This is a genomic window from Methylocystis parvus OBBP (assembly GCF_027571405.1).
Taxonomy (GTDB): Bacteria; Pseudomonadota; Alphaproteobacteria; order Rhizobiales; family Beijerinckiaceae; genus Methylocystis; species Methylocystis parva.
The window spans coordinates 332395-347952 of sequence record NZ_CP092968.1 but is presented as its reverse complement, the minus strand read 5'-3'; the positions used below and the strand labels follow the sequence as shown (position 1 = coordinate 347952).

Genomic DNA, 15558 nt, shown 5'->3' with positions numbered 1-15558 from the left:
CGCGTTGCGAAGCGATTCCCAACCCTCGCAGCCGTCCCCGGCCGAGGGACGTCTTTGATTTTTGCTCCACAGCATGATATATAATGCGTAGAGGATAGCCGTTCCTTCAGGCGACCGGCTGTATTCGCAAGTTTGCCTCACAGCAAGAGAAAGCGCGCGCTTGACCGTTGTGTCCTCAGCCCGACTGCGTCGCCCGTGGCTCTAGCTTAGGTGTCAGATCGATAAACTTGCCGTCCGGGCGGGCATCCGCGCCGGAAAAGCGAGAGGTCTGCAAATCCGCCCCGTCTCCACAGCGGGGCGAATAGGGAGTGTTCCGCGTATGCCGTCCGCCACGAAGAACGAGAAAAAGAAAGGGGCCGGCGTCACTTCCTCGGCCTCGCGTTCCCGGGGTTCGGCGAAGAGCGCGGCCAAATCCGCGCGGGACCGGGCCGCGTCCGCCACAGCCCCCGCCAGCAGCGCCAAGAACAAGGCCGGCAAGAGCGCGTCTGAGAAGAGCGCGGTCGGCAAGACGGTCGCGAAATCTACGGTGAAAAGCAAGGCTTCCGCGGCGGCTCGCCCGAAGAGCGCCGCGAAGTCCGCAGCGAGCGCGGCGACGAAAACAGCTTCCAACTCGACCAAAACCGCCGCGAAGACCAACGGGGCGAAGACGGCTGCGAAGAGCGTGACCAAAGCGACGACGAAAGCAACCGCGAAGACGACGACGTCCGCGCGCGCCGCCGCGCCGAGCAAAAGCTCGGCCGCTCGCGGCGCCGTGTCGAAGGCGACGGTTGCGAAGAGCGCGTCCAAGGCCGTCGCCAATGCGTCGAAGACCCCCGCAAAGGCCGCCGCCAAAGCCGTGAAAAACCCTGTTGTTTCCGGAAAGGCTCCGGTCGCGGCCAAGGCGAAGGCCGTCGAGACGAAGGCGCCCAGGGCCCCCATCGCGGCTGAGGCGACCGCCCAGGCGCTGACCGCCAAGACCCCAACCGCCAAGACTGCGGCCCTCAAAACGCCCGTGACGGCGAAGGTTGCTCCGGCGGTCAAGGCCGTCGAGGCTCCCAAGGCGATCGAGACGGCCAAGGCGACGCAAATGGCGAAGCCGGCCGGATCGGCGAAGGCGGCGGCTCCGGCCGCGCCGAGCGCCGCCAAGGCCGTTGCGCCCGCAGCCACTCAGGCCGCGCCCAAACCGGCGCGCGACATTGCACCCCCTTCCCCCGCTCAGAGCGTCGCCCCGGCGGCGCCCTTGGCGGCTGGTAAGACCTCCTCAACCACGACAGCCGGCGAAGACAAAAAATTGGCAAAAAAAAGCGAGCCCCCCGTTGCGACGGCGACGCCCGTCGCCGCCGAAAAGACTGCGATCGACACCAAAGCCGTGGCGAAGCCCACGCCGGCGCCCGCAAAGGCGAAGCCGGCTGCGCCGAAGCACGGCTTCAAGCTCAATGAATTCATCGTCTATCCGGCGCATGGCGTCGGTCAGATCGTCGGCGTCGAGACGCAGGAGGTCGCGGGCTTCAGCCTCGAGCTTTTCGTGGTGAGCTTCATCAAGGACAAGATGATCCTCAAGGTCCCGACCAGCAAAGTCGCCAATGTCGGCATGCGCAAGCTCGCTGAGGCGGGCGTGGTCGAAAAGGCGCTCGGCACGCTCTCCGGACGGGCGCGGATCAAGCGCACCATGTGGTCGCGCCGCGCGCAGGAATATGAGGCGAAGATCAATTCGGGCGATCTCGTCACGATCGCCGAGGTGGTTCGCGACCTCTACCGTTCGGACACGCAGCCGGAACAGTCCTACTCGGAGCGTCAGCTCTATGAGGCTGCGCTCGACCGCATGGCCCGTGAAGTCGCCGCCGTCCGCAAGCTGATCGATTCGGAAGCGTTGAAGCTGATCGAATCCTTCCTCCAGAAAGGACCGCGCCGCGGACAGAAGGCTGACGCCGATGTGGCGGACGAGCCTGACGAGGAGGATGTGGATCGCGCCGCTTAATAGGCGCGCTCTCGGCCCACAAAAATTCGGCTCTCCGTTCTTTCGAACGGAGAGCCTTTTATTTTCCGCCATTACGCCATCGGCGCGGCTTCGTCGGTCACTTCGTCATCCTTCAGCTTGGACAGCGCGCGCCGCAGCTTGGTCAAAGCGCGGCTCTCGATTTGACGAACGCGCTCCTTCGAGATGCCGAGCTTGTCGCCGAGCGTCTCCAGCGTCACCAGATTCTCGGTGAGGCGCCGCTCCTGAACGATCCGCAATTCGCGTTCGGAAAGGATCGCAAGAGCGTCTTTCAGCCAGCGCGCGCGACGGTCCGAGTCGAGATTGTGCTCCACGACCTCGTCGGGCAGCGGCGCGCCGTCGACAAGAAAATCCATGCGCTGGGCCGAGCCCGCCGAGTCGTCGTCGACAAGCTGCGCGTTGAGCGAGACGTCGGAGCCCGAGAGGCGGGAGTCCATCATCTCCACATCCGCGCGGGAGACGCCAAGCGTCCGCGCGATGCTCTCATAGGCGTCCCCGTCGGAGAAAGCCTGCGGCTCCCGCGCCAGCCGGGCGCGCAAGCGGCGCAGATTGAAGAAGAGCGCCTTTTGCGTCGAGCTGGTGCCGCCGCGCACGATGGACCAGTTGCGCAGCACGTAATCCTGGATCGACGCGCGGATCCACCAGGTGGCGTAGGTCGAGAAACGAACGTCGCGCTCCGGCGCAAATCGCGCCGCCGCTTCGAGAAGGCCGACATGCCCTTCCTGCACCAGATCGGCGATCGGCAGGCCGTAATGGCGGAACTTGGCGGAGATGGCGATGACGAGCCGCATATGCGCCGATGTCAGCTTGTGAAGCGCAACCCGGTCGCCATTGTCGCGCCACGCGATGGCCAGCCCTTTTTCCTCTTCGCGCTCGAGAAAAGGGGCGTCTGCCGCCGCCTTCATAAGCTCCCTGCCGAGTCCCGGAAGATACGCCATGGTCAAATCTCCATAGCGCGCTATCTCTTGGATATGACGATGCGAGATATCCGCGCGTTTTGAACAACTCTAAGCGTTCAACCCGCGGGGTTGCGTCATGTTCCCGGGCGCGGCGGCCCTACTCCGTTACGATTTTGTAACGCTCTCCCGCCACGATTCCTTCGCTCTCGTCCAAGCCATTGAGAAGACGGAAGTATTCGAGAGGCCGATTTGGCGTCGTCATATGCGCCGCGAGGCTCTCGACGGTGTCCCCCAGGCCGGCCGAGATTACGGAAATTTTAAGTCCATGCGCCTCTCGCGCCTCCTCCGGCGTGAGACGCCGGAAAGTCATGATCGACTCCATGAACTCCTTTTCGGCCTGATCGGTCAGCGCCTTCGCGGCGTAGATCAGTCGATAGAGATACTCGCCCGACTGGATGACGGCGATGCGGAAATTCCATTCGCCCGCGCGCGCCACCGCCGTCACCGCCGGCAGGCCGTTGACGTCGATCTTCTTCACCGAGGATGGCAGCAGTCCGTCGACCCAGCCGGAGCCGACATAAGCCTCCAGGCTTTCGAATTGCGGGTTGCGCACCGTATCGAGCCGCAGCGCCTCATTGTCCGACTGCCGCACGCCGAATACGGCTTCGCTGGAATTCTCCAGCAAAAAGCCTTCTGGCGCGGTGAAGGTGAAGCGCAGACGCGGATGCGTGAATTTCCGGTCGCGGACATAGCCCTCCATCGGATCGTCGCCGAAGGCGACGCCGTTAATGGCGGCGAGATAGCCGGCGCGGTCGCGATTGCCGATGCCCGGCGCGCTGATCTGCCGGGCGACCCCGACAGCCCGGGAGACGCGCTCGGGCGTCGAGGGATGAGTCGACATGATGTCGAAGCCCATCGAATCCTTGCGCTTGCCGTAGAGCGCGGCGCGCAGTTCGGAGGAGCGGCCCAGCGCGGTGAGAAACCGCGCCGCGCCATACGGATCGAAGCCCGCCCGCGCGATCACCTTCACGCCGGTTTCATCGGCGTCGAGCTCCTGCTGACGCGAGAAGCTCGCAACCGAAAGGCGCTGCTTCGAGCGTTCCTCCTCGCCCTTCTGGCGGCTCTGAATGACCGTCGCCGCCTGCGAAATCACGGCCGCCTCGCGCTCCTTCTCGGCGCGCAGGGCGCTGTGGCGCAGCGTGACATGGGCGATCTCATGCGCCATCACCGCCGCCGCCTCCGAGGCGTCGCCCGCCAGCGCCAGAAGCCCGCGCGTGACATAGAGATTGCCGGACGGAAGCGCGAAGGCGTTGACGACCGGCGTATTGAGGATCGTGACCTTGTAGACGAGCTGCCCCGGCGTATCGCTCGCTTGCGCCAGCTTGACGAGAATATTGTCGAGATAGCGCTCCGCCGCCAGCGCCTGATATTCGCCGCCGAACTGGGCGAGCAGCTCCTTGTGCTGGATCGAGCCGCGATTTTCCGTCTTCGGCGGCGCGGGCGGTTTTCCGGTTTGCGGGGGCGGCGGCGTCGCAGGCTCGAACATCTGCCCCTGCCGCTCGAGCTCGGCGCAGTCGGCAAGAAAAAAGGCGCAGGCGACGGCCAGCGCCCGCCCGGCGAATTTATGGCTTGGCGTCTTCAAGAATTTCGATGTCAGCTGGCGCGGAAATTTCCATGCGCGGTCCCAAACCTGTCTCAATCAGCCCTCGCACCCGCGCTCGCCGCCCGATCAGTTTTCTCGGCTCGATTCCCGACGCCTGGAAGATAGCCAAATTGCGGCGCAAAATCACGATCGCGAAATCTTCCGCGCGCTTTTGGCCAAAATTCAGGTAGATCGCGCCGCGCGTCTCGCCAAAGCTGGCGATCCGGCCTTCGACGACGATTATTCCCTTGCGCTGCAGCAAGGCGCGCGCCGCCTCCTTGCTCCCGGCGTTGACGGCCCGCGCCGCCGGATCGGCCCAAATCCCCCTTCCCTCCTCCCGCGCCGGCGCCTCCGCGGCGAGATAGGCGGCGGCGCAAGGCGCGGCCGCGCGATCCGGCCGGAAGCGCGCCAGCCCCTCCTCCAGCAGCGCCTCCCCGACCGAGACGAGCGGCGCGTCGGGCGTCTCGCCTCGAGGCGCGAAGACCCGCGCCGGAACATGCCCCCATCGATCAGGCGACGCGGCGAAGGCGCCGAGAAAGACGTCGCGGCCGGCGAGCCAATCCGATAGGCGCTTACGCGCCTGCGCCCGAAGGCCGGGAGCGCCCTGGGCGACGGGTGGCGGAAATTCGAGCCCGGAAATGGCGGCGCGGCGACCATCGTCGAGCAGGAGATCAAAATCCTTGTCAATGGCGGCGACAGTGGCGGGGGTCGCGCTTTCGAGCGAGCAGACGCCGGTTTCGGGGGCGGGATTCAGGGCGTAAACGGTCGAACCCCAAAAGAGCGCGCAAACCACGGCGGCGACGTCAAACACATCCCTCACGGGAAGGTGAGAGCCGCGGCGGCCCATGCGCCACATGGCCTCGCCAAGATCGGCCAGAACATTTTTCAGGAATATGCGCTTTTTCAAAACCGGCTCCGAAATCGCGCCAGTCTTAAACGCAGCCATTGCCCGCCGCAATTACGCCCAAACCGCGCCTATGATGCGGCGCTTGCCGGATTGGCAAGGCTTTCAGCGCGGCCGTCGCATCTCCATATCCACGCTCATGATCTCACGCATCGCCCTCTCCGCCGCCCTCTTCCTCAGCGCGGGCGCCGCGCTGGCCTACGACCCGTATGGCTCGGCCAGACGCGATTCCGAGCTTGACCTCGCACAAGGCTATAATCGCCCGCCTGCGGAATATGACGGCTCGCCGCCCGGCGAGATCGACGGCGCCGGTCCCGACGCCGCGGCGATGATGACGCGTATAGACAGGCTCGAACGCGACATTCGCCGCCTCACCGGCCAGAACGAAGAATTGCAGCACAAGGTTCAGGTGCTGGAGGAACAGCTCCGCGCCGCGCGGGACGCCGCACCCCATGGCGCCGATGCGACCGCTCCGCGTCCGGCGCCCGCGCCTGTCGCCTCCGCCCCTGCGCCGGCCGCCGCGCCTGTCCCGGCCGCCTCCACTGGCCTGAAACGCGGCGACGCCTTCGATCCGGCGACGGACCCCGCCGCTCCCGGCGCGCCGAAGCCGCTCGGCTCGACCGCCCCTTCCGCTCCGCTTCCCAATAAGACCGCCGCCGGCTCGGTCACGACCGCGCCGGCGGCGCGCGAGGTCGGACAGCCCATGGACATCGCCCATGGCCGCCTCGTCGGCGACCAGCCCGCCGCCTTGCCCGAAATCGCGCCGACGCCGGCCGCCATCCCCCTCGGCCCGAAGGAGGAATATGAGGAGGCGGTGGCCACGCTGAAGGCCGGCAAATTCGAGGCGGCGGAGAAGGAGCTCGCAGCCTTCCTCTCCAAGAACCCCAAGAGCAAATACGCTCCGGCGGCGACCTTCAATCTCGGCGAGAGCTTCTTCCTGCGCGGCCGCCATCGCGAGGCGGCGGAGAAATATCTCGAAATCTCGCAGAAATTCGGCCAGTCCGCGCAGGCCCCCGACGCGCTTCTGCGGCTCGGCCAGTCGCTCGGGGCCATGGGCGCGAGAGAACAGGCCTGCGCCTCCTACAACGAAATCGGCGTCAAATATCCGGGCTCGGCGCCGCGCATCCGCGACGCGGCGGCGCGCGAGAGCAAGAAGCTGCAATGCTGACCGCGCGACGCGCGATTTGGCCGACCACGCGAAGCGGGTTCTGACCTTGGGCGAGGCGTCGGCGCTCAACCTGCTGAGGCCGCACGAGAAACTGCTCCTCGCCGTGTCGGGCGGGCCGGACTCGGTCGCGCTGATGCTGCTTTGCGCCCGCTGGTCCGAACGGGCGGCGCATGAGATCGCCGTCGCCGTCGTCGACCACGGCCTTCGCCCCGCCGCGCGCGCCGAGGCGGAACAGGTCGGAAAATGGGCGAAGGCGCTCGGGTTTCGCCATTATTTGCTGCGCTGGGAGGGCGAGAAGCCCGTAACGCGCATTCAGGAGCGCGCCCGGGAAGCGCGTTACGCCTTGCTCGCAGCCTGCGCCAGGGAGATGGGCGGCGCGGCCATCGTCACGGCGCATCACGCCGACGATCAGGCGGAGACGATTCTCTTTCGGCTGACGAGAGGCTCCGGAATTTCCGGTCTCGCCGGTATGGCCGCCGCGTCGCGATGCGCGGACGCGGCGCTGTTGCGCCCGCTCCTCGACATGCGCAAATCGGCACTCGTCGCGCTCTGCGAGCAGGCGGATCACCCCTTCTTCACCGATCCGTCCAATAGCGACGAAGCCTATGCGCGCGCCCGGATGCGCAAGCTCGCGCCGCTTTTGGCCGCTCAGGGTCTGGACGCCGAGGCCTTGCTGAGGCTCGGGCGGCGCGCCGCCCGGGCCGACGCGGCGCTCGACGCCTGCGCGGCGGCGGCGCGAGAGGCCGCGCGCATCGACAGCGACGCTGGTCTCGCGCGCTTCGATCCGTCCAAACTGCGCGACCTCCCTTTGGAAATCCTGCTGCGCATTCTTGGGGACGAAATCGAGCGACTAGCGCCGCGCGCGCGGCTTCGGCTCGACCGGCTGGAGCGCGCCGCACTGCTCCTGTCGCGGGCCCTGCAATCGGGCGCGCCTCGGCGCCTCACTCTTGCCGGGCTCCTGTTGGAGTTTGGGCGAGGCGCGGTCTCGCTTGGCCCGGCGCCGCCCCGACGCGCGGGCCGCCGCGACGACTGCGGCGACGCCTGACCTCAGCCCGGCCGGTCTTGGCAAGGAACGGAGCCGCGCCTAGATTATTTCCAACTCGGAGCGCTTCGCGGGAATCGTCCTGCTTTGGCGCCGCCCTATCGGAATATCAAATGAACGCAAACTTCAGGAACCTCGCCTTGTGGGCCATTATCGGCCTGCTGGTGGTGGCGCTTGTCATGCTGTTCCAGCAACCGGGACAGCGTACGCCGATCCGGGACATTTCGTTCAGCGAACTGCTCACTCAGGTCGATCAGGGACGCGTGCACGACGTGACCATTTCGGGCAATGAGGTCGTCGGACATTTTACGGGGGACAACCGCCCCTTCTCGACCTACATCCCGAATGACGCGAACATCGTGCCGCGCCTGCAGCAGCATAACGTCTCGATCAGCGCCAAGCCGATGAACGACGGCTCGAGCTGGATCATGACGCTGCTCCTCAACGCGCTTCCCCTCGTCGCCTTTCTCGGCGTCTGGATTTTCCTGTCCCGCCAGATGCAGGGCGGCGCCGGCCGTGCGATGGGGTTTGGCAAGTCGAAGGCGAAGCTTTTGACGGAGATGGCGGGGAAGGTGACGTTTGAGGACGTCGCCGGCGTCGACGAGGCGAAGGAGGATTTGCAGGAGATCGTGGAGTTTCTGCGCGATCCGGGCAAGTTCCAGCGCCTTGGCGGGCGCATTCCGCGCGGCGTGCTGCTGGTCGGCCCGCCCGGCACCGGCAAGACGCTGCTCGCCCGCGCCATCGCCGGCGAGGCGGGCGTGCCGTTCTTCTCAATCTCGGGCTCCGACTTCGTCGAGATGTTCGTCGGCGTCGGCGCGTCGCGCGTGCGCGACATGTTCGAGCAGGCCAAGAAGAACGCGCCCTGCATCATCTTCGTCGACGAGATCGACGCGGTCGGCCGTCATCGCGGCGCTGGGCTCGGCGGCGGCAATGACGAGCGCGAGCAGACCCTGAACCAGTTGCTCGTCGAGATGGACGGCTTCGAAGCGAATGAGGGCATCATCCTCATCGCCGCGACGAACCGTCCCGACGTGCTCGACCCGGCTTTGATGCGGCCGGGCCGCTTCGACCGTCAGATCACCGTGCCGAACCCGGACTTCATCGGCCGCGAGAAGATCCTCAAGGTTCACGCCCGCAAGGTGCCTTTGGCGCCGGATGTGGACCTGAAGGTGGTGGCGCGCGGCACGCCGGGCTTTTCGGGCGCGGATCTGATGAACCTCGTCAACGAGGCGGCGCTGCTGGCGGCGCGGCGCTCGAAGCGGATCGTCACGAATCAGGAGTTCGAGGATTCGCGCGACAAGATCATGATGGGCGCGGAGCGCCGGACCCTCTCCATGACGGAGGAGGAGAAGAAGCTCACGGCCTATCACGAGGGCGGCCATGCGCTGGTTCAGCTGACGGTTCCGGGGGCGATGCCGATCCACAAGGCGACGATCATCCCGCGCGGCCGGGCGCTGGGCATGGTGCAGGGCCTGCCGGAGCGCGATCAGGTGTCGCAGACCTATGAGCAGCTGACGGCGATGCTGGCGATCGCGATGGGCGGCCGGGTGGCGGAGGAGCTGATCTTCGGCCATGACAAGGTGACGTCCGGGGCGGCGTCGGACATCCAGCAATGCACGCGGGTGGCGCGGGCGATGATCACGCAGCTCGGCTTTTCGGACAAGCTGGGGACGGTGGCCTATGCGGAGCCGCAGCAGGAGCAGTTCCTGGGCTATTCGCTGGGGCGTCAGCAGACCTTGTCGGAGCAGACGCAGCAGACGATTGACGCGGAGGTGCGTCGTCTGGTGCAGGAGGCTTACGACAAGGCCCGGGCGATCCTCACCGAGAAGCGGGCGCAGCTCGACACCATCGCCAACGGGCTCCTGGAGTTCGAGACGCTGACGGGCGAGGAGATGAAGGGTCTGTTGCAGGGCAAGCGCCCGGTGCGCGAGGACACCAGCTCCTCCGCCCCGCAGCCCCCGCGCGGCTCCGCCGTCCCAACCGCCGGCGGATCGCCAGAGCCGGATGTCGGCGGGCTCTCGCCGAACCCGGTTTAAGAAAACAAAAAGCCCGGCCGTCGCGCCGGGCTTTTTATTTGAAGCGGCTTGTCACTAAGAAACGAAGGCCAATCCGATGTCGCCGTCGCGCCGCCAGATCGCGCGCGCCGGCCGTTTTTCGCCGAGCTTCTCGATCGCGAGGCAGAACGCCTCCGGCAAGACGACCTGCTGATCGCAACGCAGGCGCGCGCCGGCTTCGGAGAGATCGCGCACGACGCATTCGAATGTCGACATGTCGCGAAACACGATTCTTCCCGTCAGCAGCGTCCGTCGTCGCACCGATCGCCGACGTTCTTCCATCGCACCGCCCCGCTTGTCGTTTCCTTATCCAAAGAGAACTTAGCGAGACGCGCGCGAAGGAGACAGCGTTACTCTTTCTTAACCTTAAATTCGCAGAGCAAGCCGAGCCTTATGAAATCAGCTCCTGAAGCGTCTCGGCCGGCCGGCACAAAGCCGCCTTGTCGCCAAAGATCACGATCGGCCGCTCGATCAAAATCGGATGCTTCTCGATCGCGGCAAAAATCTCGTCATCGGACAGATTCGGATTATCGAGGCCCAGCTCCTCATAGGGCGCGCCCCGCTTGCGCAGAATGTCGCGCACATTCTTCCCCATGCGCTTCAAAATGCCCTCCAGCGTCTTTCGATCCGGCGGGGTCTTCAAATATTCGACGATCTCCGGCTCGTATCCCGCCTCGCGCAAGGCGGCCAGGACTTTGCGGGACGTGCCGCAGGCCGGGTTGTGGTAAATAATCGTTCGCATTTTCGATCCTTTTAAAGCCAAGTTCGACATGCAAATTAACTTATGATTCAAATTAGGGAATACGCCGATCGACGAATGGTGCAGTTTGTCGGCGTCACACTGACGTCTAACTCCGCGTGAAATTGCGCTTGTCTTACGAAAAGGGATGGAGATGACGCGTAACTATTTCGGAACGGACGGCATCCGTGGTCTCGCCAATGTGAAGATCACGCCCGAGCTTGCCTTGAAAGTGGGACAAGCTGCCGGACTTATATTTCAGCGTGGCGAGGGACGGCATCGCGTCGTCATCGGCAAGGATACGCGCCTCTCGGGCTACATGATCGAATACGCCCTCGTCGCCGGCTTCACCTCGGTGGGCATGGACCCGCTGCTCCTTGGCCCCATGCCGACGCCGGCCGTCGCGATGCTGACGCGCTCCATGCGCGCGGATGTGGGCGTGATGATCTCGGCCTCGCATAATTCCTTCGAGGATAACGGCATCAAGCTCTTCGGCCCGGACGGCCACAAGCTCTCCGACGACATCGAACGTGACATCGAGCGTCTGCTCGACAGCGATCTCTCCCGCCGGCTCGCGGCCTCCAACAATCTCGGCCGCGCCCGCCGCATCGACGACGTCCGCGCCCGCTACATTGAATTCGCAAAGCACACGCTGCCCCGCAATATGAGCTTCGAGGGGTTGCGCGTCGTGATCGACTGCGCCAACGGCGCCGCCTACAAGGTCGCGCCCGAAGCGCTCTGGGAGCTCGGGGCCGAGGTCATCGCCATCGGCGTCGAACCCGACGGCTTCAACATCAACCGCGATGTCGGCTCCACCTCGCCGCAGGCGCTGCGCGCCAAGGTGCGGGAACTGCGCGCCGATGTCGGCATCGCGCTCGACGGCGACGCCGACCGCGTCATTCTCGTCGACGAGACCGGCGCCGTCGTGGATGGCGATCAGGTGATGGCGGTCGTCGCTCAGAGCTGGCGCGAACAGGGACTTCTCGCCAAGCCGGGCATCGTCGCGACGATTATGTCCAATCTTGGCCTTGAGCGCCATCTGAACGGTTTGGGCCTCACCCTCGAGCGCACCGCGGTCGGCGATCGCTACGTCATCGAACGCATGCGCGCGGAGGGCTATAATCTCGGCGGGGAGCAATCCGGCCATGTCATCCTGTCCGACTACTCGACGACCGGCGACGGCCTCGTCACGGCCATGCAGGTGCTGGCTGAAGCCAAACGCCAGAACAGGCGGCTGAGCGAGGTCTGCCATTGCTTCGAGCCTCTGCCCCAGGTGCTCAAGAGCGTGCGCGTCCACGGCCGTCTGCTCGAGAAGGCGTCGGTCGCCGGCGCGATCGATTCCGCGCGCACGCAACTTGGCGACAATGGCCGCATCATCGTCCGGCCGTCCGGCACCGAGCCGGTCGTCCGCGTCATGGCGGAAGGCGACGATCGCGACCTCGTCGAGACGCTCGTCGCGCAAGTCTGCAACGCGCTTCGGGAATCCGCAGAGGCGGCGTAAGGCTTGCGACCGGAAAAAGGCGCGGCGGCCACGAAATCATCGGGCCGCCGCGCCTTTTTCACGCCCTCAAGGCTTAAGGAATATAGTTACTTATGGAGAATTCTGGTTAAGCGGTAAGGTTAACTTCGCTTTAAGTCTTCTCGGTCATGTTTACTCCCGATGGCAAAGCGCCACGGGTCCGCTTCGCGGCCCTCTTTACGCAAAAGGGGAAGTAATCATGGGCCGTTCACTCGCCCTCCTTTTAGCGGCCGCAATCGTCGCCGGAGCCGGCGGCGCAAAGGCGGCCGATCTTTTGCCGCCGCCCCCGCCGATCGAGCCGCCGCCGCCCGTTGAATTCGGCGGCTGGTATCTGCGCGGCGATGTGGGCGTCGGCGCCTATGAGTTGAGCAGCCTGCGCTCGACTTTCGCCGATCCGACGGTTGTCGTGCCCGCGCCGCTCTTCAACGGCTATTCCATTGGCGACGCCGCCTTTGCGGGCGCCGGCGTCGGCTACCAGTTCAACAACTGGTTCCGCTTCGACGTCACCGGCGAATATCGCACGGCCGCCCAATATAGCGCGATCCAGAGCTATACGGACATCTGGAGCGCCCCGGGCTTCTCGCCTTGCGGCATCGCGGCGCGCTGCCACGACCTCTATCACGGCCAGCACAGCGCCGCGGTCTTCCTGGCGAACGCCTATTTCGACCTCGGCACCTGGTACGGCATCACGCCTTTCGTGGGCGGCGGCGTCGGCTTCGCCACGAACTTCCTGAACAATTGGTACGACATCTCGGCCCAGCCGGCCGGCGGCTTCGGCTACGCTTCCGACAAGACCCAGACGAACTTCGCCTGGCAGGTCGGCGCGGGTCTCGCCTACAATGTCACGCCGAACCTGAAGCTTGAAGTGGCGTATCGCTATCTCGACATGGGCAAGATGTCGACGAACCAGATCGTCTGCCAGGGCACGCCGGTCTGCGCGCGCGAAGTTCAGAGCTTCTATCTCGCCTCGAACGACATCCGGCTCGGCTTCCGCTACATCATCCCGACGCTGGTCCCCCCGCCCCCGCCGCCTCCCGGCCCGCTGGTGCGGAAATACTGATCGATTGAGAAATCGAAATAAAACGGCGCGGGCGATCCCCGCGCCGTTTTTTTGTCTAAATTGGAAAAGGCTCAGGTAAAATGTGGAGAGCTTTCATGTGGCCGCGCTTTGCCTCGGCGGTTCTTTGCGTGGGTTTTCTTCTCCTCGACGCGTCGCCGTCCTGAGCAAATTACGGTGACGTTACCAATTGCAGAAACTCCTTCCCCCTCCAACAAGCGCCCCGCAACGCGCGTTGCTCGCATCACATCGTCGTTCCCGTCACGTCATCCGGCGCCAACCGATTTTCGTCGAATGGATAATTTCAGTAAATGGCGCCACGTCGCCGCAATTCCCTAAGTCGAGGTCAGCCTTTTGATGATTTCTCTGGCTCAGGAATGACTCGAGCCGAGCGCAATTCGAAATGTCGCGCCGCCGCCGGGAGTGTCGGCGACAAAGATCGAGCCTCCCATGCACTCCACGAGGCTCTTCGAAATCGCCAGACCAATCCCGGCGCCTTTGATTTTGGCGTCACGCCGCCAGAACGGTTCAAAGATTCGCTCGCGATCCGGGGGAGCGACGCCCTCCCCGTGGTCGATAACTTCAATGATGGCGTCCGCCAAGACTCGAACCTCAATGACGCCTCCATCCGGTTCGGCGCGAAGCGCATTATCCAGGAGATTGGAAACGACGCACTCAAGGGCCCATTTATCGGCATTGACAATAAATGGCGTAGACGGACCAGAGAATTCGATCCGGCGCCTGTTTTCGACGATCAACGGCGTATAGTCGGCGATGAGCGCCAACACCGACGCTCCAAGGTCGATCGCGCTCGCTGTCGAACGGCTTCGAACGGAAGGACTCGCCGCCGCCAATAATTGTTCGACAATCGTTTGCATTCTTCGAATATCTCTCCGCATGTCCCGCCGGAAAGCCTGATCGTCCGGATTGTCCGCATGGGCGCGCATGATGGCGATGGGCGTGCGCAATTCATGCGCGACATTGGCGGCGAAGCGTCGTTGTGCGGTGACGCCTCTGTCGAGCGTTTCCAGAGCCCGGTTCATCGCCTCGATAAAGGGCGCGATTTCCCGCGGCGCTTGTTCGACCGAAAGCCGCCGATGGAGGGAGTCGACGTCGATGGAAGCTACGTCATTTGCCGCAACGCGTAACGGCGAAAGTCCGTGACGCACAACGAGCCAGGCGAGGAGCGCCGCCCCCAGACTGCCCGGCGTGATGACGAGCGCGGTATGCAGGGACAAGAAAACCTTCGCAGCCTCGGAGAGATCCGCCCAGGAAAAGCGGTAGCCATAGATGGCGAGGGCGTAATCGCCGAGAGGCGTTGTGACGACCGCCAGATTTCCTTGCGAACGCTTGTCCGGATCATCGGCGAGGCGGAACTTTATCGAAGACGCGTCGATATGATCGAGGCAATCAAGCGCGGTCACAAGTTCTGACGAAGAGCCGGACAGCGCCTGCTTTGTCGCGATATCAAAGACCGCGTAACGCGCCTGAGCATTTTCGCGGGCATATTGCTGGAGAGCCGCCGTCGGTTCGATCATGACGCGTCCGTCCGGCGTCCGCTTTATCGACTCTTGCAACAGCGCCCGCATTCGGTATGCGCCCCATGCGTCCGGCGCGATTGAAGAGCTCTTTGTTATGCCCGATACGGAGACAAAAAATTCGATAAAGGGAACGAGAAAGACGATTGCAATGAACTGCGCGATGGCGAGACTGACGACGAGTTGAAAGGAAAGAGAACGCCTCACGCCAGCGTCGCTTTTGTAAGCATATATCCAATGCCGCGCGCGGCATGAATTTCCACGCCAGCATCGAGATCGTCGAGCTTTTTGCGCAGACGGGACACAAGGATGTTCAATGCGTTCATTTGCACGTCATCTTCGAACCCATAGATTTCCTCCAGCAGTTGATCTCGCAGAATGAGCCTGCCCGCATTTCGCATCAGCGCTTCGAGCAAGGCGAGTTCGCGGCGGTGCAAGACGAGCGGAACTCCTTTGACGGACACCTGGTGCGTGACGAAATCGAAGGAGAGCGCGCCGAGGATCGCCGGCGGCGCAGGCGCCACATCGCCGCGACGAAGACAGGCCCGGATCCGCGCCATCAACTCGTCGAGATCGATAGGCTTGGCGAGATAATCATCGGCGCCGGCGTCGAGGCCGGAAATGCGATCGCTCACCGCGTGAAACGCCGTCAAGACGAGAACGCGAATGCCGGGCTGAGAATGCTTCAACTCCGGAAGCAGCTCCAGGCCATCGCCATCCGGCAAGCGGCGGTCGACAAGCGCCAATGCATAACGGTGGCATTGCAGGGCGGCGCGCGCGTCTTCGATCCCGCTGACATAGTCCGCGATGAAGCCGGAGCGTCCGAGACGAACGCCGAGCGCGCGCGCCATCTCCGGCTCGTCCTCGATTAGCAGGACGCGCATGAAACAGGCTCGCGCGGTCGCCCGCGCGTGAGGAATGGATTTGACATGTTTCGCTCCGCCGCAAGCGGTTCGACGGAACCCTAATGCAAAGTATGATAAAATTGCAACAACGCGGCGAAGTCTTCGCGCGGTCGGCC

General features: G+C 64.4%; 14 protein-coding genes. 6 read left to right on the top strand and 8 right to left on the bottom strand.

The features are described from left to right. Positions 1-213 precede the first annotated feature (213 nt). Positions 214-786, bottom strand: coding sequence for a hypothetical protein (locus tag MMG94_RS01625; RefSeq protein ID WP_154420089.1), 573 nt, complete (start codon positions 784-786; stop codon positions 214-216). On the opposite strand from MMG94_RS01625, the gene MMG94_RS01620 reads away from it, so the two are divergent. Beyond that, positions 752-1957 carry a CarD family transcriptional regulator gene (locus MMG94_RS01620; protein WP_016919344.1) on the top strand — a complete coding sequence of 402 codons (1206 nt, stop codon included), beginning with the start codon at positions 752-754 and terminating at the stop codon, positions 1955-1957. The genes MMG94_RS01625 and MMG94_RS01620 overlap by 35 nt on opposite strands. A gap of 71 nt (positions 1958-2028) precedes the next feature. Here MMG94_RS01620 and MMG94_RS01615 read toward each other — a convergent pair whose 3' ends face one another. The 3 genes from MMG94_RS01615 to MMG94_RS01605 all read right to left on the bottom strand — a co-directional run bounded on the left by MMG94_RS01615 (position 2029) and on the right by MMG94_RS01605 (position 5423). After that, positions 2029-2913, bottom strand: a complete 885-nt coding sequence (locus tag MMG94_RS01615) for an RNA polymerase factor sigma-32 (protein WP_016919343.1) — start codon at positions 2911-2913, stop codon at positions 2029-2031. 118 nt (positions 2914-3031) lie between these two features. Continuing rightward, on the bottom strand, positions 3032-4516 hold the full coding sequence (locus MMG94_RS01610; protein ID WP_016919342.1) for a M48 family metalloprotease: 1485 nt from the start codon (positions 4514-4516) through the stop codon (positions 3032-3034). Next, positions 4497-5423, bottom strand: a complete 927-nt coding sequence (locus tag MMG94_RS01605; protein ID WP_244415277.1) for a thermonuclease family protein — start codon at positions 5421-5423, stop codon at positions 4497-4499. Before MMG94_RS01605 ends, MMG94_RS01610 begins: the two co-directional genes overlap by 20 nt. A gap of 73 nt (positions 5424-5496) precedes the next feature. Between MMG94_RS01605 and ybgF the strand changes: the two genes are divergently transcribed. The 3 genes from ybgF (at position 5497) to ftsH (ending at position 9666) form a co-directional block, all read left to right on the top strand. Continuing rightward, positions 5497-6588 (top strand): tol-pal system protein YbgF, encoded by a 1092-nt coding sequence (gene ybgF, locus MMG94_RS01600; protein ID WP_420846624.1) that lies wholly within the window; start codon positions 5497-5499, stop codon positions 6586-6588. A gap of 16 nt (positions 6589-6604) precedes the next feature. After that, positions 6605-7633, top strand: coding sequence for a tRNA lysidine(34) synthetase TilS (gene tilS, locus MMG94_RS01595; RefSeq protein ID WP_016919339.1), 1029 nt, complete (start codon positions 6605-6607; stop codon positions 7631-7633). Positions 7634-7743: 110 nt separating this feature from the next. Next, complete coding sequence (gene ftsH, locus MMG94_RS01590) at positions 7744-9666, top strand: ATP-dependent zinc metalloprotease FtsH (protein ID WP_154420091.1); 1923 nt, start codon at positions 7744-7746, stop codon at positions 9664-9666. Positions 9667-9720: 54 nt separating this feature from the next. Here the strand turns inward: ftsH and MMG94_RS01585 are convergent, their stop codons facing one another. Both MMG94_RS01585 and arsC read right to left on the bottom strand, forming a co-directional pair. Then, positions 9721-9966 (bottom strand): PilZ domain-containing protein, encoded by a 246-nt coding sequence (locus MMG94_RS01585; RefSeq protein WP_026016088.1) that lies wholly within the window; start codon positions 9964-9966, stop codon positions 9721-9723. Positions 9967-10075: 109 nt separating this feature from the next. Then, positions 10076-10426 (bottom strand): arsenate reductase (glutaredoxin), encoded by a 351-nt coding sequence (gene arsC, locus MMG94_RS01580; protein ID WP_016918887.1) that lies wholly within the window; start codon positions 10424-10426, stop codon positions 10076-10078. 151 nt (positions 10427-10577) lie between these two features. Between arsC and glmM the strand changes: the two genes are divergently transcribed. Continuing rightward, positions 10578-11924, top strand: coding sequence for a phosphoglucosamine mutase (gene glmM / locus MMG94_RS01575; RefSeq protein WP_026016089.1), 1347 nt, complete (start codon positions 10578-10580; stop codon positions 11922-11924). Between the two features lie 217 nt (positions 11925-12141). Further along, positions 12142-13002, top strand: a complete 861-nt coding sequence (locus MMG94_RS01570; protein WP_016918889.1) for an outer membrane protein — start codon at positions 12142-12144, stop codon at positions 13000-13002. Between the two features lie 368 nt (positions 13003-13370). Here the strand turns inward: MMG94_RS01570 and MMG94_RS01565 are convergent, their stop codons facing one another. Continuing rightward, positions 13371-14537: a sensor histidine kinase gene (locus tag MMG94_RS01565; protein ID WP_162129667.1), complete on the bottom strand. Its 1167-nt coding sequence runs from the start codon at positions 14535-14537 to the stop codon at positions 13371-13373. A gap of 203 nt (positions 14538-14740) precedes the next feature. Next, positions 14741-15421, bottom strand: coding sequence for a response regulator transcription factor (locus MMG94_RS01560; protein WP_016918891.1), 681 nt, complete (start codon positions 15419-15421; stop codon positions 14741-14743). Between the last annotated feature and the right edge of the window lie 137 nt (positions 15422-15558).

Bases quoted from the DNA above. Each gene is read 5' to 3' on its own strand.
- MMG94_RS01615 (WP_016919343.1), bottom strand. From the start codon at position 2,913: ATGGCGTATCTTCCGGGACTCGGCAGGGAGCTTATGAAGGCGGCGGCA.
- ybgF (WP_420846624.1), top strand. From the start codon at position 5,497: ATGCGGCGCTTGCCGGATTGGCAAGGCTTTCAGCGCGGCCGTCGCATC.
- ftsH (WP_154420091.1), top strand. From the start codon at position 7,744: ATGAACGCAAACTTCAGGAACCTCGCCTTGTGGGCCATTATCGGCCTG.
- MMG94_RS01585 (WP_026016088.1), bottom strand. From the start codon at position 9,966: ATGGAAGAACGTCGGCGATCGGTGCGACGACGGACGCTGCTGACGGGA.
- arsC (WP_016918887.1), bottom strand. From the start codon at position 10,426: ATGCGAACGATTATTTACCACAACCCGGCCTGCGGCACGTCCCGCAAA.
- glmM (WP_026016089.1), top strand. From the start codon at position 10,578: ATGACGCGTAACTATTTCGGAACGGACGGCATCCGTGGTCTCGCCAAT.
- MMG94_RS01570 (WP_016918889.1), top strand. From the start codon at position 12,142: ATGGGCCGTTCACTCGCCCTCCTTTTAGCGGCCGCAATCGTCGCCGGA.
- MMG94_RS01565 (WP_162129667.1), bottom strand. From the start codon at position 14,537: ATGATCGAACCGACGGCGGCTCTCCAGCAATATGCCCGCGAAAATGCT.
- MMG94_RS01560 (WP_016918891.1), bottom strand. From the start codon at position 15,421: ATGCGCGTCCTGCTAATCGAGGACGAGCCGGAGATGGCGCGCGCGCTC.